Annotated in this window: 20 protein-coding genes; 6 read left to right on the top strand and 14 right to left on the bottom strand. The window is 54.0% G+C overall.

Features of this window, described 5'->3' with window-relative positions; all coding sequences use genetic code 11:
- Positions 1–46 precede the first annotated feature (46 nt).
- Together lplT and aas are read right to left on the bottom strand one after the other, a co-directional pair.
- A complete protein-coding gene (gene lplT / locus SIK69_RS06550) occupies positions 47–1240 on the bottom strand; it encodes a lysophospholipid transporter LplT (RefSeq protein ID WP_319785683.1) in 1194 nt (397 codons plus the stop codon).
- Positions 1233–3392, bottom strand: a complete 2160-nt coding sequence (aas, locus tag SIK69_RS06545; protein WP_319785682.1) for a bifunctional acyl-ACP--phospholipid O-acyltransferase/long-chain-fatty-acid--ACP ligase — start codon at positions 3390–3392, stop codon at positions 1233–1235. Before aas ends, lplT begins: the two co-directional genes overlap by 8 nt.
- A 424-nt stretch (positions 3393–3816) precedes the next feature.
- Here aas and galR point away from each other — a divergent pair, with 424 nt between their 5' ends.
- Positions 3817–4833: an HTH-type transcriptional regulator GalR gene (gene galR / locus SIK69_RS06540; RefSeq protein WP_319628480.1), complete on the top strand. Its 1017-nt coding sequence runs from the start codon at positions 3817–3819 to the stop codon at positions 4831–4833.
- Here the strand turns inward: galR and SIK69_RS06535 are convergent.
- From SIK69_RS06535 to SIK69_RS06520, 4 genes are all read right to left on the bottom strand, one after another.
- Positions 4821–5273, bottom strand: a complete 453-nt coding sequence (locus SIK69_RS06535) for a GNAT family N-acetyltransferase (protein WP_319628481.1) — start codon at positions 5271–5273, stop codon at positions 4821–4823. The two genes, galR and SIK69_RS06535, sit on opposite strands and share 13 nt — an antisense overlap.
- Positions 5270–6043 carry a GntR family transcriptional regulator gene (locus SIK69_RS06530; protein ID WP_319628482.1) on the bottom strand — a complete coding sequence of 258 codons (774 nt, stop codon included), beginning with the start codon at positions 6041–6043 and terminating at the stop codon, positions 5270–5272. Before SIK69_RS06530 ends, SIK69_RS06535 begins: the two co-directional genes overlap by 4 nt.
- 82 nt (positions 6044–6125) lie before the next feature.
- The gene (locus SIK69_RS06525) at positions 6126–7553 is read right to left on the bottom strand and encodes a glycoside hydrolase family 1 protein (RefSeq protein ID WP_319628483.1); all 1428 of its coding nucleotides are present in this window, start codon (positions 7551–7553) and stop codon (positions 6126–6128) included.
- Positions 7554–7560: 7 nt separating this feature from the next.
- A complete protein-coding gene (locus SIK69_RS06520) occupies positions 7561–8892 on the bottom strand; it encodes a PTS sugar transporter subunit IIC (protein WP_319628484.1) in 1332 nt (443 codons plus the stop codon).
- A gap of 299 nt (positions 8893–9191) precedes the next feature.
- On the opposite strand from SIK69_RS06520, the gene SIK69_RS06515 reads away from it, so the two are divergent.
- A complete protein-coding gene (locus SIK69_RS06515) occupies positions 9192–10235 on the top strand; it encodes a LacI family DNA-binding transcriptional regulator (protein WP_319628485.1) in 1044 nt (347 codons plus the stop codon).
- Here the strand turns inward: SIK69_RS06515 and lysA are convergent.
- Complete coding sequence (gene lysA / locus SIK69_RS06510) at positions 10196–11458, bottom strand: diaminopimelate decarboxylase (RefSeq protein ID WP_319785681.1); 1263 nt, start codon at positions 11456–11458, stop codon at positions 10196–10198. The genes SIK69_RS06515 and lysA overlap by 40 nt on opposite strands.
- Before the next feature lie 120 nt (positions 11459–11578).
- On the opposite strand from lysA, the gene SIK69_RS06505 reads away from it, so the two are divergent.
- Entirely contained in the window at positions 11579–12526 is a 948-nt protein-coding gene (locus SIK69_RS06505; RefSeq protein WP_319785679.1) for a LysR family transcriptional regulator, read from the top strand.
- Here the strand turns inward: SIK69_RS06505 and SIK69_RS06500 are convergent.
- Positions 12513–13205 carry an aspartate/glutamate racemase gene (locus SIK69_RS06500; RefSeq protein WP_319628488.1) on the bottom strand — a complete coding sequence of 231 codons (693 nt, stop codon included), beginning with the start codon at positions 13203–13205 and terminating at the stop codon, positions 12513–12515. The two genes, SIK69_RS06505 and SIK69_RS06500, sit on opposite strands and share 14 nt — an antisense overlap.
- Before the next feature lie 135 nt (positions 13206–13340).
- On the opposite strand from SIK69_RS06500, the gene SIK69_RS06495 reads away from it, so the two are divergent.
- Positions 13341–13664, top strand: coding sequence for a cupin domain-containing protein (locus SIK69_RS06495; RefSeq protein WP_319628489.1), 324 nt, complete (start codon positions 13341–13343; stop codon positions 13662–13664).
- Positions 13665–13724: 60 nt separating this feature from the next.
- Here SIK69_RS06495 and wzz(fepE) (SIK69_RS06490) read toward each other — a convergent pair whose 3' ends face one another.
- The 4 genes from wzz(fepE) (SIK69_RS06490) to SIK69_RS06475 form a co-directional block, all read right to left on the bottom strand.
- Positions 13725–14861, bottom strand: coding sequence for an LPS O-antigen length regulator Wzz(fepE) (wzz(fepE), locus tag SIK69_RS06490; RefSeq protein WP_319785678.1), 1137 nt, complete (start codon positions 14859–14861; stop codon positions 13725–13727).
- Between the two features lie 344 nt (positions 14862–15205).
- Positions 15206–15967 (bottom strand): 2-dehydro-3-deoxy-D-gluconate 5-dehydrogenase KduD, encoded by a 762-nt coding sequence (gene kduD, locus SIK69_RS06485; protein WP_319628491.1) that lies wholly within the window; start codon positions 15965–15967, stop codon positions 15206–15208.
- A gap of 61 nt (positions 15968–16028) precedes the next feature.
- Positions 16029–16865 carry a 5-dehydro-4-deoxy-D-glucuronate isomerase gene (kduI, locus tag SIK69_RS06480; protein ID WP_319785677.1) on the bottom strand — a complete coding sequence of 279 codons (837 nt, stop codon included), beginning with the start codon at positions 16863–16865 and terminating at the stop codon, positions 16029–16031.
- Between the two features lie 326 nt (positions 16866–17191).
- Positions 17192–18373 carry an acetyl-CoA C-acetyltransferase gene (locus SIK69_RS06475; protein ID WP_319628493.1) on the bottom strand — a complete coding sequence of 394 codons (1182 nt, stop codon included), beginning with the start codon at positions 18371–18373 and terminating at the stop codon, positions 17192–17194.
- A gap of 218 nt (positions 18374–18591) precedes the next feature.
- Between SIK69_RS06475 and SIK69_RS06470 the strand changes: the two genes are divergently transcribed.
- Both SIK69_RS06470 and SIK69_RS06465 read left to right on the top strand, forming a co-directional pair.
- Positions 18592–19821 (top strand): amino acid permease, encoded by a 1230-nt coding sequence (locus SIK69_RS06470; RefSeq protein ID WP_319628494.1) that lies wholly within the window; start codon positions 18592–18594, stop codon positions 19819–19821.
- 45 nt (positions 19822–19866) lie between these two features.
- Positions 19867–20742, top strand: a complete 876-nt coding sequence (locus tag SIK69_RS06465) for an aldo/keto reductase family oxidoreductase (RefSeq protein WP_319785676.1) — start codon at positions 19867–19869, stop codon at positions 20740–20742.
- Positions 20743–20745: 3 nt separating this feature from the next.
- On the opposite strand, the gene SIK69_RS06460 is transcribed toward SIK69_RS06465, so the two are convergent.
- Entirely contained in the window at positions 20746–21234 is a 489-nt protein-coding gene (locus tag SIK69_RS06460; protein WP_319785675.1) for a cold-shock protein, read from the bottom strand.
- A gap of 222 nt (positions 21235–21456) precedes the next feature.
- On the bottom strand, positions 21457–22539 hold the full coding sequence (gene wzz(fepE) / locus SIK69_RS06455; RefSeq protein WP_319628497.1) for an LPS O-antigen length regulator Wzz(fepE): 1083 nt from the start codon (positions 22537–22539) through the stop codon (positions 21457–21459).
- Positions 22540–22665: the final 126 nt, after the last annotated feature.

Below are 22665 nucleotides of genomic sequence, written 5' to 3'. Positions count from 1 at the left end.
TAGATGCCCGACGGCGCTTCGCTTGTCGGGCATACCACTCAGGGTCCTATTTAACTCGGCCCCAGGCCCAAAGTGCGATAATCGCTAACCCGAACAGGGTGCCAAAGCCAATCCCCACGCCCACGACCGGAATTCCCACCATCACCGCCAGCGAATAAAGGCCCAGCATCACCAGCATCGCGCTGTTTTCACCGAGATTCTGCACCGCAATCGCATTGCCCGCGCCGACTGTGTGTTTGCCCCGCTCCTGCAATAAGGCATTCAAGGGCACCACGAAGAAACCGCCGCACATTCCGAGCAACAACAGCAAGAGATACGCTGGCAGCAGCGCATGCTGGAGAGCGAAAATGACCACCGCAACCCCGATCAGTACGCCAGCTGGCATACAGCGGGCAACCGTTTCGAGCGTCACCAGCTTCGCCGCCATCCCGGCACCCACCACGATACCGACCGCCACCATCGCATTGAGGTACGTCGGGGTAGCGTTATCGGTTATGCCCAATGCCACCGGCACCCACAGCACCAGCAGGAATCGCAGCGTTACCCCTGCGCCCCAGAACAGACTGGTGCCGACCAGGGAGAAGCGGGTTTCGCGATTACGCCACAAGGTTTTTGCCGCCGAAAAGAAGCTACCGGTCATGGCCTTAAAGCGCCACGACTGCCCCGCCCGTGCCGCAGGCAAACGGGTGATGAACAGGTTGGCGACCACTGCTCCGGCATATACCACCGCACACACGCTCAGCGCGGCCAGCACATGCCAGTCGGCCAACACGCCGCCCGCAACCGAGCCGAGGAGGATAGCGGCAATGGTCGAGGACTCCATCAACCCGTTGGCTTTCACCAGTTTATCCCCGGTGGTCAGCTCACCCAGAATGCCGTACTTAGCCGGAGAATAGGCGGCGGCCCCAACACCCACCAGCGTGTAGCCGATAAACGGGTTCACGCCTGCGCAGATCGACGCCGCCCCAATCAGCTTCATGCTGTTGGCGACCATCATCACTCGCCCTTTTGGGAAGCTGTCGGCGAACTGCCCGACAAACGGGGCGAAAAGAATGTAAGCACCCACAAACACCATCTGGAGCACCGGCTGGCTCCAGTCCGGATAGAACTGCGCCTTCATGAGTGCCAGAGTGGCAAACAGCAGCGCATTGTCGCCGAAGGCTGACAGGAACTGGGCGCAGAGCACGGCCATCATGCCTTTCGAGCGCAGCGATGTGTTAGTGTGTACTGACTCACTCATGCGATTTTTCCACCTGATCGACCTGCTCTTTGAGGGCCACAAAATCGGGTTTACCGCTGCCCAGAAGCGGTAACTGTTTGAGGAAGCGAATATCGCGCGGCACCGCCAGTTCAGGCACGCCGCTGCTACGCGCCTGCTGTTGCAGCTTGTCGCGCGTCAGCTCTGCGTCGGTGGTAAACAGCACCAATGCTTCACCTTTGCTCACATCCTGTTTGATAACCGTGGCGTGCAGCTTGTCCGGAGAGACTGCCAGCGCCAGCTGCTCGACCATCTCCAGCGACACCATTTCTCCGGCGATTTTCGCGAAGCGTTTGGCGCGGCCCTGAATCTGCACAAATCCTTGCTCGTCGAAAAGGACGATATCCCCGGTGTCATACCAGCCGGTTTCCACTTCACCATGCTGATTTTCTGCCGTCGGTAACTCCAGCACACCCGGGTTTTCCACCCGCAGATAACCGTTCATTACGTTCGGTCCTTTGAGCTGTAAACGCCCGCCCGCCTCAATACCCGGCACCGCCAGCAGTCGCGCATCCAAGCCAGGCAAAATCCGCCCGACCGTGCCCGGTTTTGCCGCCATCGGCACGTTGATCGACACCACTGGCGCACACTCGGTCACGCCATAGCCTTCCAGAATGCGCAGGCCAAATTTGTCCTGCCAGATTTGCTTCGTGCTGTCCTGTAGCTTTTCCGCCCCGGCCACCACGTAACGCACTTTGTGGAAGTCATACGGATTGGCGAATCGGGCGTAATGTCCGAGGAACGTGGAGGTGCCGAACAGCACCGTACAGTTACGATCGTAGACCAGCTCCGGCACAATGCGGTAATGCAGCGGGCTCGGATAAAGGAACACTTCGGCCCCGGTCAGCAGTGGTGTGAACAGCCCCACGGTCAGCCCAAAGGAGTGGAACAACGGCAGCGCCGACATAAAGCGGTCATCGGCAGTGAAGTCGGCAATGGTTTTAATCTGCTCAACGTTCGCCAGAATGCTTTTATGACTGTGTACTACGCCCTTCGGATTACCTTCAGAACCGGAGGTGAACAGCACGATGGCCGCATCTTCCGGCTGTTGTTTCACTTGCGCCAGGTGCGGCATCAGCAGATGGCCGAAAATCCACAGTTTGTCGCTAAGGGTGACGTCACCTTTTAAATCTTCCAGGAAGACCCAGCGCACCTGGGTCAGTTGTTCCGGCAGATGCCACAGTTTCCCTTTGTCGAGGAACTGTCGGGAGGTAAAAATGGTTTTGATTTCCGCCGCGGTGATGGCGCTGGACAGGCCTTTAATCCCGGCGGTGTAGTTCATCATCGCCGGGATGCGCCCGCGGGCGATAGCCCCGAAAATCACCGCCGCGCTGATCCCGGCATTTGGCAACATCAGGCCGATTTTCTCGCCCTGGGCGCTATATTTTTCCAGAATCCGCGCCACGAACAGCGTTTTGGTCAGCAGCTTACGGTACGTATCCGGCTGGAAATTGATGTCTTCGATGCACGGTTTTCTGTCGCCGTAGCGATATTGCGCCGCGAGCAACGCTTCGTACAGCGTTTCGCGCGGACGCACCGCCATCCGAGCCTCCATCATAATTTGATGCAGCATTTCACCGGCAATTTTACGGCGATCGCGGGCGCGCGGTGCATCCGGCATCGGCAACGTAGTCGGCGGTAATATATGCAGGTCAATACGCGGGAACAGTCGGCGTTTCACCAGGCCTTTTAGCCGACTGGCAAACGTCAGTTCTGCGCCCTCAATGCGAATGGGTACCACTACTGCCTGCGACTTCGCGGCCACAAACGCCGCACCGTCGTAGATTTTCATCAGCGAACCGGTAACGGAAATACGTCCTTCCGGGAAAATCACCACCGGACGCCCCTGATCGATCAGACGCACCAGATGCTTAATGGACATCGGTTTGGTCGGATCAAGGGGCACAAAATCAATCAACGGTGCCAGGGCACGCATATACCATGCCTGGCTGATAGAGGTATAGACCGCAAACACCGGGCGCACCGGTAAAAACAGCGCCAGCAGAATGCCATCAATAAAAGAGACGTGGTTCGGGGTGATTAACACCTTAGGCTGGTTTAAAACCGTCGCGTTCCCGGTCACCCTGACCCGGAACATCACTCTGAAAAGATATCGAAAAAAGCCCAGCAACATATCAACTCCCTTTGGCAAAATTTAACTTTTTGCAGGGTACATGAGATGCGGGAGAAAAGCAGGATGGGGGGAGTGAATTTTAGGCAAAAAAAACCTGCGCATCTGCGCAGGTCGGTGCAAGAGAGAAGTACGAATTCGTACTTAAAAATTCTCACCAATCAATACCTCTGGGATAATCAGAGTATCAATCAGATTGATGAATCCTCCAGCGATCATTCGCAACAGCTAATCGCAAAGTGTAACTAAAGGTTTGAATTCACCTTTTCCGTTTTCAATTGCCTGTGACGTGCTGTGTAACGCCTTCATCTTTTGCGCCCTCTCGCATCACAATTGCAGCAGTCAGCTTGCGCTTAACCTTGAACAGCACTGGCTTTTCCGTAACACTGGGAGGATGTAACCGTTTTCCCTCTATAAAAGGCAAGATATGGCGACAATTAAGGATGTGGCCCGGATGGCAGGGGTGTCTGTTGCCACCGTTTCCCGGGTTATCAACAACTCTCCCAAAGCCAGTGATGCCTCACGTCAGGCGGTATTTTCTGCCATGGAGGCGCTTAGCTATCATCCGAATGCCAATGCCCGTGCGCTGGCACAGCAATCCACAGAAACCGTCGGTCTGGTGGTGGGAGATGTCTCTGACCCGTTCTTTGGCGCGATGGTTAAAGCCGTTGAGCAAGTGGCTTATCACACCGGTAATTTTCTGCTGATTGGCAATGGATATCATAACGAGAACAAAGAACGTCAGGCCATTGAGCAACTGATCCGCCACCGCTGCGCGGCGCTGGTGGTACACGCCAAAATGCTGCCTGACGAAGAGCTGATCGGGCTGATGAAACAGATCCCCGGCATGGTATTGATCAACCGGATCGTCCCCGGTTTTGAACAACGCTGCGTGGCGCTGGACGATCGCTATGGTGCCTGGCTGGCCACGCGGCATCTGATCCAGCAGGGTCACACGCGGATTGGCTATCTCTGTTCCAACCACGCCATCTCTGATGCCGAAGACCGGTTGCAAGGTTATTACGATGCGTTAAAAGAGAGCGGCCTGCCGTGCAATGAGCGGCTGGTCACCTTCAGCGAACCGGATGAGAGCGGCGGTGAACTGGCCATGACCGAACTGTTGGGCCGTGGCAAAAACTTTACCGCCGTCGCCTGCTATAACGACTCGATGGCGGCCGGGGCAATGGGCGTATTGAATGACAATGGCATTGATGTGCCAGGGGAAATTTCGCTGATTGGATTCGATGACGTGCTGATATCGCGCTATGTGCGTCCGCGTCTGACCACCGTACGCTACCCGATTGTCACCATGGCAACCCAGGCGGCGGAACTGGCGCTGGCATTGGCCGATAAGCGCCCGCTACCGGAAATAACCCATCTGTTCAGCCCAACGCTGGTGCGCCGCCATTCGGTGAGCGCCCCGGTGGAAACTCAAAGCTCGTAACGATACAAATGCACGGTGGTGGCGGGATACTCAATGCCATCGCCGATGTATTGCCAGCCAAAACGTTCGTAGAAATCGCGGCAGGCCGAATAGAGGTGCAGTTCGCGGAAGCCTTTGCTGCGGGCGTAGTCAATCACCCAGGCCTGTAGCGCCCCCGCAATGCCCTGCCCGCGCACCGGCTCATCGACATACAGCGCCGCCAGCCACGGGAACAGATCCTGACGGCTGATCAAATCGCAGCGCCATAAGCCTACCGTCGCCAACGGCTTTTCACCGTCGGTCATCACAAAGGTGAGCGGCAAGGCGTCTGGCTTCTGGCTGTGCTCGATGATACTGGCGAAAAACTCGCGTGGCATCGCCACCCCGCCAAACGCCTGCCATAGCCAGTCGGTAACCTGTCGGGCGTGCTGTGGCACCGCGTACAAAGGCTGGATTTTCACATCAACTTCCCCTGGAAAATGGGCACTGATTCAAACAGGTAGCCGTCGAAATCTGGCGCATCTTCATCAGAGAGTTCCAGCAGACTGTTTTTGACGTTTTCGAGGTGCTGCCACATCGCCTGCCACGCCCCCATCACGTCGCGACGACGCAGCGCCGCCAGAATGGTTTGTCTGTCGCCCAGCCACTTCAGGCGGTAGGCGCGGCTGGCAATGTGTACATTGAACTGCTGCCACAGTGGGCTGCTGTCCATTTGCAGCCAAATTTTTTCGACCGTGGTCAACAGCATCTGATTTTGCGTCGCCCCCGCCAACACCAGGTGGAACATTTTACTGTTGTCCTGGGTGGTGTCGTTGGCCGCGATGGCACGCTGTTCCTGCTCAATGATGCGTTTCAGGTTGTCGATATCCGCCCGGGTCGCCATTTTCGCTGCAAAGGCCGCGATGTTGCTTTCGAGCAGTTGCCGCGCCTGCAAAATTTCAAACGGCCCGACGTCGCTGTTAAGCATCTGCTCTTCTTCGCTGTCGTTTTCCTGCGGGATACGCATCACGTACACGCCCGATCCCTGCCGAATATCGACGGTGCCCTGCAGCTCGAGCATCAGTAAGGCTTCACGGACGATGGTCCGGCTGACGCCATATTTTTCCGCAATGTTTCGCTCTGGCGGCAATCGGGATCCCACCGGATAAAGGCCCTGCATAATCTGGGCACGCAAATCTTCACCAATTTCCTGGTAAGGTTTTTTTTCCGGCGGAACAACGGCCTTTTCCACAATATCACCTGTGTCTGCTTGCGGGTGGATGCACAGACCGCCACTCCTCGCGGTCTGACCGGCGGCTATAGTAGCAAAACCGCTATTTCAGTGCCTCATCCACGTTCAGCGTCAACGATCGGTTGTCACGCAGTTGACGGAACCAGCTGGCAGATTTTTTTGCCCGCCGCGCCCGGTTGTTTTCCAGATCGATTTCGATAAGCCCATAGCGGTTTTTAAACGCGTTCATCGGCGAGACGTTATCGGTAAATGCCCACAGCATGTAGCCGTGGCAGTTGGCACCCTCCTGTTTCGCCCGCAGGGTTTGCCACAGATGCTCGCTGATGAACGCTATCCGGTAGTCGTCCTCAATCACGCCATCGCGATTGCGGAACCGGCCTTCGTTTTCGATGCCCATTCCACTTTCCGCCACAAACCACGGGATATTGCGATAATCATTTTTAATGCGCATCGCCATGTCGTAAACGATTTGCGGGTAGATTTCCCAGCCGCGCGAGGTATTCATCCGCCTTCCCGGCAGCTCAAACGGTTCGTAATAATAGGCCGGGTGGAAGGGGGTTTCCGGATGCCAGGCGCGCGACGGGGCTTTCACCCGGTGCGGGTAGTAAAGATTAATGCCCAACTCATCGACGGTATTGGCCCGGATATCCGACAGCTCTTCAGCCGTGTACGCCCAGTCGACCTGGTGTTTTTCAAGCAGCGTAAACAGCTCCGACGGATACTCACCGTGGACCATGGGATCGAGAAACACGCGGTTGTAGAACAGGTCATAACGTTCCGCCGCCTGTACATCATGCTTCGCGCGTGAACGCGGATAGGTCACTTCCGGGTTAAGAATACAGCCCACGCTCCCGCGATACCCCTTCTCGCGAAACAGCTTCACTACCCGCGCCGTCGCCAGCACTTTATGGTGATTCCACTGCATCCAGGTGCCGGTGTTCTGCTCATATGGCCAGCGCAGCGCATCGAGATACACCCGCGTTTGCACCACGATCGGCTCGTTGAAGGTGAACCAGCGCGTCACCTGGGTGTGATAGCGCGCGAACACTTTCTCCGCATAACGCACGAACAATTCGACCACTTTTTTAGAGGCCCAGCCGCCATAGGTTTCCAGCAGATAGCCCGGCAACTCGTAGTGTTCAAGGCAAATCATCGGCGTGATGCCGTTAGCATTGAGCTCAGCAAACAGCGCGTCGTAGTACGCGGCGTACTCCTCGTCGACGGTCACGTTTTCGTAATCGGTGAGAAAGCGCGACCAGTTAATCGAGGTGCGATAGTGGGTCAGACCGGCCTGTTTCATGAGCGCAACGTCTTCGCGGAAGCGGTTGATGAAATCGGTGGCTATCGCCGGGCCGTAGCCGTTATGCCAGACGTGGCGGTCGTTTTTGTACCAGAGATCGGGCCAGGAATCCTGCCCCTCTTTCTTGCCACTCCAGCCTTCCGTTTGCCAGGCGGAAGCAGCGGCTCCGAGAATAAAATCCTGTGGAATGGCGATCGTTTTCTGACTCATGGCGTCCTCATGCATTCTCAGTGGCCTGCTGGGCCTGAAGCTGCGCCTGCTCGGCCCGGCGGGATGCAATTTTCACAAACGGCAGGTAAATAATGATCGAGGTGACGATACAGATAAGCTGGGTGACCACTGCCCCCATCGAACCGGCAGTCGACAGCCAGGCATTGATCAACGGCGGCGTGGTCCACGGCACCATCACCACCGCTTTGCCGGCAAACCCGGCGGCGGTGGCGAAATAGCCGATGGATCCGGTCACCAGTGGGGTGATGATGAACGGGATTGCCAGAATCGGGTTGAGCATAATCGGCATGCCGAAAATCACCGGTTCGTTAATGTTGAACAGGCCAGGGCCAATCGACAGCTTGGCGATTTCCTTCATCTCTTTACGTTTGGTGGCAATCATTACCGCAATCAACAGGCCAATCGTCAGCCCAGAACCGCCGATGCTCATGTACACATCCCAGAACGGCATGGTGATGATGTTCGGCACCTCTTTGCCCTGTTCGAACGCGCTCATATTGACCGTGATCGCCCCCAGCAGGAGCGGTTCACGGATCGGTTTGATCATCTGGTTGCCGTGAATACCAATCACCCAAAACAGCTGGGCAACAAACATTAACAGCAGAATACCCGGCAGGCTTTGCACCACCCGCTCCAGCGGCTGTTGCACCACCTGATACACCGCATCGTACAGATACATGCCGGTCAGCTGATGAAACACGAAACCGAACGTGGCGATCGCCGTGGTGGTGATGATCGCCGGGATCAGCGCCGAGAACGACGCCGACACGTTGGGTGGCACGGTATCCGGCATTTTAATTTTCAGACCCGGACGCCCTTCCAGCCAGCAATAAATCTCCACCGACAGAATGGCGATAAACATCCCGAGGAATAGACTTCGGGTATCGGAGAACTGGCGCAGCAGCACATCTTTCACCTGATGCATTTGTCCGTCGACCATCATTTCCACGGTGGTCGGCGTCACGCAGATGAAGCAAATCACTGCCAGAAGGCCCGGGAACAGCGTCTTGATACCGTTGATCCGCCCGAGCTCAATACCGATTAAAAACACCGCGCCGATGTTGAGAAAGTTCAGGGTGGCGTAGTTAATCGCGCCGGTTATTGGCTTGAGTGCCGCCAAAAAAGAGAGGGACTGGAAACTGGCGAGGCCATTTTTCGGATCCAGCACCATGTTGGAAATCAATACCGAGAAAGCGCCGACGATGATCACCGGCATGAGGGTAATAAACGAGGATTTGATCGCCATGATATAGCGGTAGCTATTGAATTTAGTGGCGAAACTCCCCAGAGAATCGATCAGCTTTTCCTGAAATGCCATAAGGGTGATACCTCAAAGGTGGGCTTTTATCAAAATGGGTTTACAGCCTTAATCCATTTGGCATACCAAAAATAGCGATGTGTTGGTTAAACTTCTGTGACTGAGGTCTCATGTCGTTATTTGGTATTCCAAATAAACCCTAAACCAAGACATTGGCATACCACGTAGTTTTTGCAGGGATATTTCAGCGAAGCGCTGTCAAAAGCGTGATCGCGATAGTTATTTGTTACGAACGCAGGAGATATGCCCCTGAATGTCTGTGATAAACTGCATTCATTATCGGGTCTCAGGAATCAACAATGGCAACAATGCTGGATGTCTCACTACGCGCTGGCGTGTCGAAAGCGACCGTTTCCCGCGTACTGAACGGCACAGGTCAGGTTAAAGAAAGCACCCGCAAGCAGGTGTACAAAGCCATGGAAGAATTGGGATATCGCCCGAACTTTTTGGCACGTTCCCTGGCGAACCGGACCAGCAACAGCATCGGCCTGGTGGTCTCTACGTTTGACGGTTTCTATTTTGGCCGTTTGCTCCAGCAGGCGTCTCGTCAGACGGAAACCCACGGCAAACAATTGATCGTCACCGATGGGCACGATACGCCGGAGCGCGAAGAGCAGGCCGTGCAGATGCTCGCCGACCGACAGTGCGACGCCATCGTGCTCTACACCCGCTTTATGAGCGAAAAAGCGATCATGAAGCTGATTAACTCCATTGCCATGCCGGTGGTGGTTATCAACCGCGACGTCAGCCAGGCACGCGATCGCTGCGTGTTCTTCGAGCAGCAGGATGCCGCATTTCAGGCGGTGGATTACCTGATAACCCAGGGGCATCGTGAAATCGCCTGTATTACCGTGCCTATTCACACGCCGACCGGCAAAGCGCGGTTGCAGGGCTATCGCAGCGCGCTGGAAAAGCACGGCATCGCCTGGGATCAGAGCCGGGTGAAGTACGGGGATTCCGGCATGACGCGCGGCTATGAACTGTGCCAGCAGTTGCTGGACGAGAGGGTGAAATTCAGCGCCCTGTTTGCCTGTAACGACGATATGGCATTGGGTGCCTCAAAGGCGCTGCATCAGGCAGGATTACGCATTCCGCACGATATTTCGCTGTTCGGCTTCGACGACGCTCCCAGCGCAAAGTGGCTTGAGCCGGGGCTGTCTACGGTCTATCTGCCTATCGATAACATGATTACCACCGCCATCGATCAGGCAATTAAACTCGCCAACGATGTGCCGATAGAAACACTGCCGCCGTTCACCGGGAAACTGGTGCTGCGCGACTCGGTAACCACCGGCCCGTATTATCAGAACAGTTCCAGCGCCAGCAGTTCCTCAATGGTCTGACGACGACGGATCAGGCGCGCGCTGCCGTTGTCGAACAGCACTTCCGGTAACAGCGGACGGCTGTTGTAGTTAGACGACATCGACGCGCCGTAGGCACCGGTATCGTGCAGCACCAGATAATCTCCTGGCACCACCTGCGGCAATTCACGTGTTTCCACTTTGCCACCTTCCTGCTGCGTAAACACGTCCCCGGATTCACACAGCGGGCCCGCCACCACGGTTTCCACTTGCGGAGCCTGGCTCAAATCACGCCCGTCGCCCGCCAGGGCAGAAATATGGTGATAGCTGCCGTACATCGACGGACGCATCAAATCGTTAAAACCGGCGTCGATCAGCACAAAGTGGCGACTGCCCATGTTTTTGACGCTGCGTACCTGCGCCACCAGCACCCCAGATTCTGCGACCAGGAAACGCCCTGGCTCAATTTCCAGTTTCACCGGATGCCCCAGGTGTTTGGCAATTTGCTCACGAGCGGCATTCCACAGGCCGAAATAGTGTTGGGTATCAATGGTCTCTTCGCCATAGCGGTAAGGAATTGACAGCCCGCCGCCGGCAGAGATAGCCTCCAGATCCTGGCCGAACTCGACAACCTGACGCACCATCGCACCACACACCTGTTCCAGATGGCCGTAGTCCACGCCTGAGCCAATGTGCATGTGAATACCCACCAACTTCAGTTGATAACGTTGGATAACCTCCAGCGCGTCAGGCAAGTCGCTGTACCAGATCCCGTGTTTGCTGTTCTCGCCGCCGGTATTGGTTTTCTGACTATGACCGTGACCAAAACCGGGGTTCACACGCAACCAGACGCGATGGCCAGGAGACACCGCCCCAAGCTGGGCCAGCATGTCGACAGAACCGGCGTTCACCGGGATCTTCAGTTCGGCAACGCCGGTGAGCGTCGCCTCATCTATCATGTCCGCCGTGAAGACAATATCGTCCGGATGAGCCACCGGATCGTAACCGGCTGCCAGCGCACGTTCGATTTCACCGAGCGACACCGAATCCACCTTCACGCCCTGTTCACGCATCAGACGCAAAATGTGAATGTTCGAGCAGGCTTTCTGCGCGAAGCGCACTACGTCGAACTGGCTGAGCTGAGCAATCTGCTGGCGAATAATCGCCGCGTCGTAAACCCACACCGGGCAGCCAAACTCGGCAGGCAGGCGCAGCAGGTTCTCAGCAGTGAGGTCGGTGTCGGGAAGGGTCAGTGGGCGTGGCATGGTGAACTCCGGTGTATTCGCTTTTCATCGATTACGCCACAGCCTGCGCAGAATAAAAAATATCGTTTTATCCTGACTTGATGCAAAATTGATATGGACAACGTACCGAAAGGAATTGCCATGCCCGCCGTCAATTTACGCCACATCGAAATTTTTCATGCGGTAATGACCACCGGAAACCTGACGGAGGCCGCGACGATCCTGCATACTTCGCAGCCTACCGTCAGCCGCGAACTCGCCAGGCTTGAAAAAGTGTTAGGGCTAAAGCTGTTTGAGCGCAATCGTGGGCGTTTGCATCCGACCGTTCAGGGTTTTCGTTTATTCGAAGAGGTGCAACGTTCGTGGTACGGCCTGGACCGCATTCTGAGCACCGCCGAAAGCCTACGCGAATTTCGCCAGGGTGAGCTTTCGGTAGTGTGCCTGCCAGTATTTTCACAGTCTTTTTTACCGGCGCTGTTACAGCCTTTTCTGGCACGTTTTCCGGATGTCAGCCTGCACATTGTGCCGCAGGAGTCCCCCCTACTGGAGGAATGGCTTTCCGCACAGCGTCATGACCTGGGGCTAACCGAGACGCTGCATACGCCGCCTGGCACGGAACGCACGCCGTTGTTAAGCATGAATGAAGTCTGTGTCCTGCCCGCAGCGCATCCACTGGCAAAAAAAACGGTGCTTACGCCACAGGATTTCGAGGGCCAGAGCTACATCAGCCTGTCGCGAACCGACAGCTATCGGCAACTGCTGGATAGTCTGTTTGCCGAACATGGGGTACATCGGCGGATGGCGGTAGAAACCCACAGCGCCGCATCCATTTGCGCGATGGTGCGGGCAGGGGTGGGGATTTCAGTGGTTAACCCGTTCACCGCCCTGGATTACGCTTACAGCGGTGAGGAGAGTGGGATTGCTATTCGCCGTTTCAGCATCGAAGTGCCGTTTACCGTCAGCCTGATCCGCCCCTTGCATCGACCCGGCTCCGCCCTCGTCGATGCCTTTGTTTCCCATCTGCAAAACAGCGTGCAAACTCTGGTCACGCCGCTGGAAGAGAAGCTCAACCGCGTCAGGAAAGCATAAAGTCGACGGCATCGGCCGCATGAAGTGCGGCGGTATCGAACACCGGGATCGGGCTGCGTTCTGCGGGCACCAGCAGGCCGATTTCGGTACAGCCGAAGATGACACCTTCTGCGCCCTCGCCCATCAGGCGGTCGATCACCTGTAAATAGACAGCGCGGGATGCCTCAGTGAAGGTGCCGAGACACAGCTCTTCGAAGATAATTTGGTTGATTCTTGCACGTTCATCCGCGTCAGGAATAAGGGTGTTGAGCGAAAATTCCTGTTCGAGGCGGCCACGGTAGAAATCCTGTTCCATCGTGTAGCGCGTGCCTAACAGCGCCACGTTGCGCACGCCCTGCTTTTCGATGGCGCGCCCGGTCGCATCCGCAATGTGCAGGAACGGAACCCCGCAGCGCAGCTCGATATGTGACGCCACTTTGTGCATGGTATTGGTACAGAGCACGATGCCTTCTGCGCCGATACTTTCCAGATCTGCCGCCGCCTGCGCCAGCATCTCGCCCGCTTTATCCCATTCTCCCATCGACTGACAGGTTTCGATTTCCTGAAAATCGACGCTATGCATCAGGATCTTCGCCGAATGCAGGCTGCCCAGACGCTGTTTGATGCCTTCATTAATCAGACGATAGTAAGGGATTGTTGATTCCCAGCTCATGCCGCCGAGCAGGCCAATAGTTTTCATGAAGTGTCCTTTCAGAATGTTTTCCACAGTGAACCAGAGATGTGATCAACTTTCCACTTATCAGCACGCCTGTTTTCAACTTTACCTGCTTAAGATACTCTTAATGAAACAACGTTTCACTTTGAGGACTCTGCGATGTTTGTACGACACAATGACACGGTACTTGAGGATTTGGGCAACGGCGTAACCCGGCGAATTTTGGCACATGGCGGTAAGATGATGGCGGTGGAGGTTCATTTTGAAACGGGCGCAATCGGCCCGCTGCACAATCATCCGCATGAACAGTTAACCACCGTGCTGTCAGGTGAGTTTGAATTTACTATCGGCGATGAAACGCAAATTGTGCGGGCGGGCGATACGCTCTATAAACAGCCGCATGTGATGCACGGCTGTGTCTGCCTAAAGGCCGGGACACTGCTTGATACCTTCACCCCGGTGCGAGAAGATTTTCTGAAATAAAAAAGGACACCAACGCCCTTTTTTATCTCTGGCGGGATGCGTTATCACCCATAGCTGGCGTTAAACAGGCTGTTCATCAAGCAGGTTCTGGCTACGACGCGACTCGCGCGCGTGTTGTAACAGAACGCCAGCACAACCCGCCATCCCCCCCAAAAGGGCTGCCAGCAGGATGATCACCGCTTTACCCGGCCCCTCTTTTTTCACCGGCAACGAAGGCGAGAGCTGATAATTTACCACCGGGAACCGGATGTTTTTTATATCCAACTGTTCGATTTGTTTTAATCGATATTCACGGTTAAGGATATCCGCATTCAGCTCGGCAACATCCTTCATCGATTTTTCAATTTCCAGCTTTTTACTGATCCCTTCAGTGCCTAAGGTCACGGAATAATCTGGGTCGTCTTTTATCGTTTGCCCCTTGCTGTATACCGGTTTATTAATCCCGGCCGCTTTAGCCACCTCTAACGAATAATTCAGGCGCTTGATTTTGGTCTCTTTGGCGTTTTCCATTTGGGCACGATCCAGCACCAGTCGCTGTTTTTCGATCTGAATATTCATCGTTACGTTATCGTGAATATTCGACAATGTCTGCTCAACAACTTTATCCGCTACAAACTGCGTGTAACCCGCCAGAATAGTTTGGGCTTCCTCCGGTTGTGGCCCGGTGAAAGAGAGCGTCCATGAACTGTAAGGCGTAGCCGGTTCTTTCTTGTTACTGGCATCATCCACGGCTTTCATCTTCTCAGAAATCGCAACGATAGCCCGGTGCAGTTCGCCGGGATCGACATCGGTCCCGTTAAACTGACTCATCAGCGCGGGACTCGAGGTGATGAACTGTTCCAGTAAGACCGATGAGTTAAACTTTTTAATGAACAGATTAAACAGAGTGCCGCTATCAACATTCGCATCAACGCCCAACACCTTGGTCGTGGCCAGGAGCGTATTAAGCGGGGTGAGCTGTACCCGCTCAGGTGGCGTGATCACCGCATTACTGGTCCACTTTTGCGGCAGGAAAAAAGTCACCAACAGCCCAAGCATCGCAAAACCAAAAATGACGCTGAAGATGCGTTTCTTCGCATTCCAGAGGATCTCAATCATCGCCAGCAGATCGATTTCCTGGCCGAATGAAGCCATCGGTGTAGCGTGCGGGAAGGAGACGACAGTGTCCTTTTGCGGTTTGATATCCATGGTTGACATAATTTTTCGCGTTCACTTTGTCGGATTAAGTTTTGGCTAATATATCCCCATCAGAATTATCTGAAAACCTTTACATACTAAAAAATGAAAATTTGATGACTAATGAGAGAATCACCGGACCTCATTCAGCCTATTTATAACCATTGAGATTGAACGCCTACCTAAACAGGTAGTTGAAATATGACTTTTCACTATTTTAAGAAAAATTATGACCCCACCCTCTTTATTGCTACAAAATGTTTAAATCCCGCTGTTCACGATATATAAAAACACACATTAAAAAACCATTAAATACAAAAAACCCCGCCATTAGGCAGGGTTATCATTTGTAGCCTGAGATGTGCTTAACGAGCGAGCCAACCTCCGTCGACGGCCACGGTGTAACCGTTGATATAGTCTGAGGCACCGGAGGCCAGGAACACCACTGGCCCCATCAGGTCAGACGGCAGCCCCCAACGTCCCGCCGGGATACGGTCAAGGATTTCCGCACTGCGCTGCTCATCGGCACGCAGCTGCTGGGTGTTGTTGGTGGCCATATAGCCTGGGGCAATCGCATTCACGTTGATGCCATGCTTTGCCCACTCGTTCGCCAGCAGGCGAGTCACGCCCATTACGCCGCTTTTCGATGCGGTGTAAGACGGCACACGGATCCCGCCCTGGAAAGAGAGCATCGAGGCAATATTAATGATTTTGCCGCCGTTACCCTGGCTGATGAAGTGCTTCGCCGCCGCCTGAGACATAAAGAACACCGCTTTGATGTTCAGGTTCATCACGTCGTCCCAGTCCTTCTCGCTGAACTCAATCGCATCCTGACGACGAATCAGACCGGCGTTATTCACCAGAATATCAATATGTCCAAATTCGGCGACTGCGCGTTCCAGCAGTTGAGGAATACCGTCAATATTACGCAGATCGGCAGTCAGGCTGAGAAAACGGCGACCACGGGAGGTGACCTGCTCGATAGTCTCGGTCGGTTCAACGATGTTAATGCCGACGATATCACAGCCCGCTTCCGCCAGGCCGATAGCCATCCCCTGACCTAAACCGGTGTCACACCCGGTGACTACTGCGACTTTGCCTGCCAGTGAAAATGTATCGAGAATCATAAAAAATCCTTACTCATTTTGCGCCTGCATTCGACAGGCAAGATGATGGTTTGCCCGCGATTTAACGCAGATCTTTAACGGCGACGTGGTCCATATCATCGAAGACCTGGTTTTCACCAACCATGCCCCAGATAAAGGTGTAGGCCTGTGTGCCGACGCCTGAATGAATCGACCAGCTCGGCGAAATCACCGCCTGCTCGTTGTGCATCACGATATGGCGTGTCTCCTGCGGCTGTCCCATCATGTGGAATACGCAGGCGTCATCGGCCATATTGAAATAGAAGTACACTTCCATCCGTCGCTCGTGGGTATGACACGGCATGGTGTTCCACAGGTTACCCGGAGCCAGTTCGGTCAGACCCATGCTGAGCTGACAGGTTTCCAGCACGTCCGGCACAAAGTATTTATTGATTGTGCGGCGGTTACTGGTGAGGTTATCGCCGAGGGTGACCGGCGCAACATCGGCTGGCGTCACTTTTTTGGTCGGATAAGTGGTGTGTGCCGGGGCGCAGTTGTAGTAAAACTTGGCGGGTTTCGTCGGGTCGATGCTTGCAAACACCACCTCTTTCGCACCCTTACCCACATACAGCGCATCGCAATGGCCGATTTCGTAGCATTTGCCGTCGACCGTAATGGTGCCCGGGCCACCGATATTGATAACGCCCAACTCGCGGCGTTCGAGGAAATAACTCACGCCCAGTTGCTTCCCGACTTCACCGCCGACGGACACCGTTTTGGCAACCGGCATAATCCCGCCCACAATAATGCGGTCGATATGGCTGTACACCATGGTGTACTCGTCTGCGACAAATACCTGCTCAACTAAAAATTCATTGCGCAGTCCCTGCGTATCGAGGGTTTTGGCGTGTGCGCTGTGGATGCTTTGTCTGATCTCCACGTTTACCTCCAGCTAAAGTTGTCCATTTTGAAAAGCAGTTTCGCTTTTCCGTTATGGTCATCTTAGTCTTCCGCAGATAGGTTTTCAATTACAAATAAAACAGCGTTTCACTTTTTCTGCATTAAAATACCAAAAATGCAAAAGCGATCACGTTCCTGCCGAATACCCCGCCAGGAACAGAGATTAAAAATCCATGACAAACAATAAGTTGTACAACCTTTAAAAAAGGACACGTAGGTGCTAAAAGCGGGTTTAAAATCAAAGATGAGAGGTCAAAGAGGAAGGAATGTCAGCCCGACAGCAGGGTGCCGCCGGGCAAAGTCAATTTATTCGCGCTCAACCGCCAGGGCAACCCCCTGCCCGCCGCCGATACACAGTGTAGCCAGCCCTTTACGGGCATCACGCTTGATCATTTCATGCACCAGCGACACCAGAATACGACAGCCGGATGCGCCAATCGGATGGCCCAGGGCAATCGCCCCGCCGTTCACGTTAACGCGCGATTCATCCCACTCCAGCACTTTACCAACCGAAATGGCCTGAGCGGCAAACGCCTCGTTGGCTTCAATCAAATCAACGTCGTTCAACTGCCAACCCACGCGCTCCAGACAACGGCGCGTGGCATAGACTGGCGCAATGCCCATCAGCGCAGGATCGACTCCGACGCTGGCGAAGGCGCGGATCCGGGCCAGAATCGGCAGATTCAGCTCCATCGCTTTGGATTCACTCATCATCATCACTGCCGCCGCACCGTCGTTGATCGACGAGGCATTCCCCGCCGTCACCGAACCGAGGGTATCAAACGCGGGCATCAGACGAGCCAGACCTTCAGCGCTGGCATCAGTGCGTGGCTGCTCATCGGTGTCCACCACCTGAGTGAGGCCGTTTTGCTGCACATTCACTACCGGCACGATTTCATCGCGAAAGCGCCCGGAATCAATTGCCCGACGCGCTTTTTGCTGCGAACTGAGCGCCCAGGCATCCTGCAATTCACGCGAAATACCGTATTCCCGAGCCAGATTTTCAGCGGTCACGCCCATATGATAATCATTAAACGCATCCCACAGTCCGTCGTGGACCAGACTGTCGAGAAGCTGACTGTTACCCAACTGCGCTCCGGTACGGCTGTCGGTTAACACATGCGGCGCACGGCTCATGTTTTCCTGGCCGCCAGCAATCACCACATCAGCTTCGCCGCACTGAATCGCCTGCGTGGCGAGATGCAGCGCCTTGAGGCCTGAGCCGCAGACATCGTTGATGGTTATCGCGGAAACGGTATTTGGCAGCCCACCTTTTATGGCCGACTGTCGCGCAGGGTTTTGCCCGGCACCGGCGGTCAGCACCTGTCCGAGGATAACCTCATCGACCACCATGGGATCTATTCCGGTGCGATCCACCAGCGCCTGCACCACGACGCTCCCCAGTTCCACTGCCGTAAAGCGCGACAATGCCCCCTGGAAGCAGCCAATCGGCGTACGTACGGCACCTACGATAACGACGTCTTTCATCCCGACCTCAGCGCAAAGAATCAGCGCTATAGTAGAGCATTGTTATCAACTATTATCGTAATTGTTTAAAAAAAGTGAGTTTTATCACAAAGGAAATCGCCTTCACGCAACATTCATCTGCCGTATGAATGCTAACCACAATTCTCCCTCCCCCGCGCTGGTTGAAATAAGGTAAACTCGCCGCTGTTTTTTCGTTATCTGGTTTAAAAGTTCAACTAATGTCGAAATTATGGTCAAAAGATGAAACCCTTTGGAGTTTCGCCTTATATGGTACTGCGGTAGGGGCTGGCACCCTGTTCCTGCCGATTCAGCTTGGCTCCGCAGGAGCAATGGTGCTGCTGGTAACCGCCCTGGTCGCCTGGCCGTTAACCTATTGGCCGCACCGTGCTCTGTGCCGTTTTATTCTCTCTGCAAATCTGCCCGCTAACGTTGGGATCACCGGCGCGGTCAATCACTATTACGGTAAGAAAATCGGTAATCTCATCACCGCGCTCTATTTCATCGCCTTCTTTGTGGTGGTGCTCATCTACGCCGTGGCGATTACCAATTCTCTTACTGAACAGCTGGCAAAACAGATGACGGTGACGCTTGGCGTGCGGATGCTGGTAAGTCTGGCGGTGGTGCTGGTACTCAACCTTATCTTCCTGATGGGCCGCCATGCGACGCTGAAGGTGATGGGTTTTCTGGTGTTCCCACTGATTGCCTACTTCCTGTTCCTGTCGCTCTACCTGACCAGTTCCTGGGAACCGGCCAGATTCAGCGGTCAGCTAAGCTTTACGCCGCAGACGCTGCATCAGATTTGGCTCTCCATTCCCGTGATGGTTTTCGCCTTTAGCCATACGCCGATTATCTCGACCTTCGCCATCGACAGACGCGAAAAGTTCGGCGACGCGGCCATGGATAAATGCAAAAAGATTATGCGGATTGCCTACCTGATTATCTGTCTGAGCGTGCTGTTCTTTGTCTTCAGCTGCCTGTTGGCTATTCCGGAAGGCTACATCACTCACGCCAAAAATGAGGGTGTCACCATACTTTCCGCGCTGGCGATGATGCCTGCGGCACCACACTGGCTGGCGGTATCGGGCATTATTGTGGCGATCGTGGCGATGTCGAAATCGTTCCTCGGCACCTATTTCGGGGTGATTGAAGGGGCCAGTGAAATGGTGCGTACTACTCTGAATCAGGTTGGCGTGCGCAAAAGCCGTGCTTTCAACCGGGCGACCTCTATTCTGCTGGTCTCCGCGGTGACCTTTGCGGTGTGCTGTATTAACCCCAACGCGATTTCGATGATTTATGCTATCAGCGGGCCGTTGATTGCGATGATCCTGTTCATCATGCCAACACTTTCAACCTACGCCATTCCGGCGCTGAAACCGTATCGGTCGGTAGGCAGCCTGCTGACGTTGATTGTCGGCCTGCTCTGCGTCTCGGTGATGTTTTTCGGTTAACGATAGGTTTACACTGATTCGTTGAGCCATCATGAGGAAACAGATATGTCCAGCGTTAAACAGTCCGGCAGCTTTACTCTTGGCAATCGCGAAGTCTGGCGTCTAGGTTACGGGGCGATGCAGCTTGCTGGCTCTGGCGTTTTTGGGCCACCGAAAGACCCGGAGATGGCGGTAAAAGTGCTTCAAGCCGCGCTTGACGCTGGCGTGAATCACATCGATACCTCCGATTTTTACGGCCCGCACGTCACCAACCAAATCATCAAAAAAGCACTGCATCCCTATCCGCAAGCGCTGACCATTGTGACGAAAGTCAGCGCGCGTCGTGACGACAAGGGTAACTGGCTGCCCGCGCTCTCTGCGCCGGAGCTGACGCAGGCGGTCGAAGACAACCTGCGCAATCTTGGGCTGGAGGTGCTGGAGGTGGTGAACCTGCGCAGCATGATAAGCGCCCACGGCCCTGCGGAAGGTTCGCTGGAAGAACCGCTGGAAACGCTTATCAGGCTGAAAGAGCGGGGATTAATCCGACACATCGGGCTGAGCAACGTCACCGCCAAACAGGTAGAAGAGGGTCAGAAGATGACCGATATCGCCTGCGTGCAGAACTTCTATAACGTGGCGAACCGTCATGATGACGCGTTGATCGATAGCCTGGCGAGACAGAATATCCCTTATGTGCCGTTCTTCCCGCTCGGCGGCTTCACACCGTTACAATCTCAAGAACTCGATGAGATTGCGGCCAGGCTGAACGCGACACCAATGCAGGTGGCGCTCGCCTGGCTGCTGCAGCGTGCGCCGAACATTCTGCTGATCCCGGGCACTTCATCACTGGGTCATCTGAATGAAAACCTGGCCGCCGCTCATTTGACGCTGCCGAAAGACGCGCTGGATGTGCTGAACAACCTGCCGCAGGCGCTGGGTTAGCGCTTACTTCACTTTTTTCAGCAGTTTTACCGTCTCTTCGATATCAATCTCATCTTCTGAGAAGATGAAGGTTGTCCCCTGGAAGGTGGTGACTACCAGCTTTTTCACTGTGCGCATTTCGCCGGTTTTGGCTTCCGCCTTCGGGCGGATGCTGTTCATCAGCACCCCGACCGACAATACCGCGTTCTCTTTATCAATCCTGGTGTCAGCAGGTACTTCTTCGCTGTACACCAGGTACGATTTGATCGACGTAATCTTGATGCGCTCGCCCGCGATATAGATGTACTTACTTTCCGGAGCCACTTTGACCGCAAACGCCGATAAGCCTTTGTTATTGGTGGTCGGCTCGAACGTGACCGCCGCATCTTTCTTGATCAGCTCAGGATTGGCAACCTTAATCACATGAAAGTAGCGGTTGTCGCCGTTTTCATCTTTGATAAATCCAAAGCCTTTATCTTCAAACCAGGTTGTGATTGTTCCGTGCATCGCCATCGCCTTTACCGCCTAATTAATCGTTCAACAACTCAAATTTCGCAGCGCGCAGTTTAAAGCACAATGCCCGCGCAGACTATGCCTTTGGCTTAAGTCTGGTCGATAAATTTACAGTGTGCCACAGGAGATGAGCGTGGATATGCGGGCGGAAAAACCAACAACAATCAGACCATATAAAATAATAAAGCTCACGCAGGAGTGAGCTTTAGGACGGACTGGCGACTAATTGCGCGCCTGTAATGCCTGACGAAGTAAAACACTGGCATTCGCCAGCATAAAGCCAATGGCAGACATCATAAGAACAATCAGCAACTTACCTGGTCCGTCATGCTTTACCGGCAGTGAGGGAGAAAGCTGATATTTAAAGGGCATAAATTGCGCATTCGGGATGGTCAGCCGGGTAAGTTGTGCAATTTTATATTCCCGGTTGCGTAGATCGGGATTGATAGTTGCTACATCACTCAGAGATTTCTCCACATTAAGCTTGGCTGCAAGACCATCGGCACCGAGCGTAATGCTGTAATCGGGATCATCCTTTGCAGAAAGCCCCTCTCCATACACCGGTTTTTTGATCCCGGCGGCATCCGCAATTTTTAATGCATACTTAAGACGCTGAATTTTTGTATCCCGCTGATTATTGAGATCATCAATCGCCAGCGCGAGCTTTTCTTTCTCAACGTTAATTTTAAAGCTCAATTGGTGTTTCAGCGTATCCAGCAGTTCTGTACGCACCCGGATGATGGCGAATTGGGTATAATCGTTCAGCAGCTGTTGCGCCTTTTCAGGATCTTTTCCCGTATAACTCAACGTCCAGCTTTGATAGGGCGTGTTATCAGGATGTTTGGTATCAAGATTGTTTTGCACCTTCAAATTCTCAGCCATTTTTACAATAGCCTTTTGCATTTGTTCGGCATCAGTATTTTCATCAACCAGACCTTTTAACACCGAGGGTGACGTCATCACCCAGTTCTGAAACAACGAACGCGAAGAGTATTCCTTGATGAAATAGTTGAAGACATCTGCGGGTGTCTTTTTCACGTCAACCCCCAGCGCTTGCATAGTCGCGAGAACAGGATGCAGAGGCGCAAGTTGGGCCGGCTCTGGTGCCGTAACAATGGCCTGGCTCGTCCATTTCTGGGGCATCAGGCATACCATCATCAAGCCTGTTACCGCAAATACCAGGGTAATCGTCATAATGCGCTTTTTAGCTTTCAACAAATGTTCGAGCAATAATAACAGGTCAAGCTCTTTGTTGGGCAACGTCGGATATGGCATTGAGGTAGGAATAATTTCTGGTGCAGACATAGAAAATCCAGGAAAGAGAGCAAAGACGCTCAATAATAATTCAGCGGAGATATCATCTGAAGTCGATAACAGGACAATACCTATCCAGAAATGGACCCTCACTTATTCGATAACTTTCTGACCTGC

This window comes from Scandinavium lactucae (assembly GCF_033843265.1).
Classification (GTDB): Bacteria; Pseudomonadota; Gammaproteobacteria; order Enterobacterales; family Enterobacteriaceae; genus Scandinavium; species Scandinavium lactucae.
This window is presented reverse-complemented; position numbering and strand designations above follow the sequence as displayed.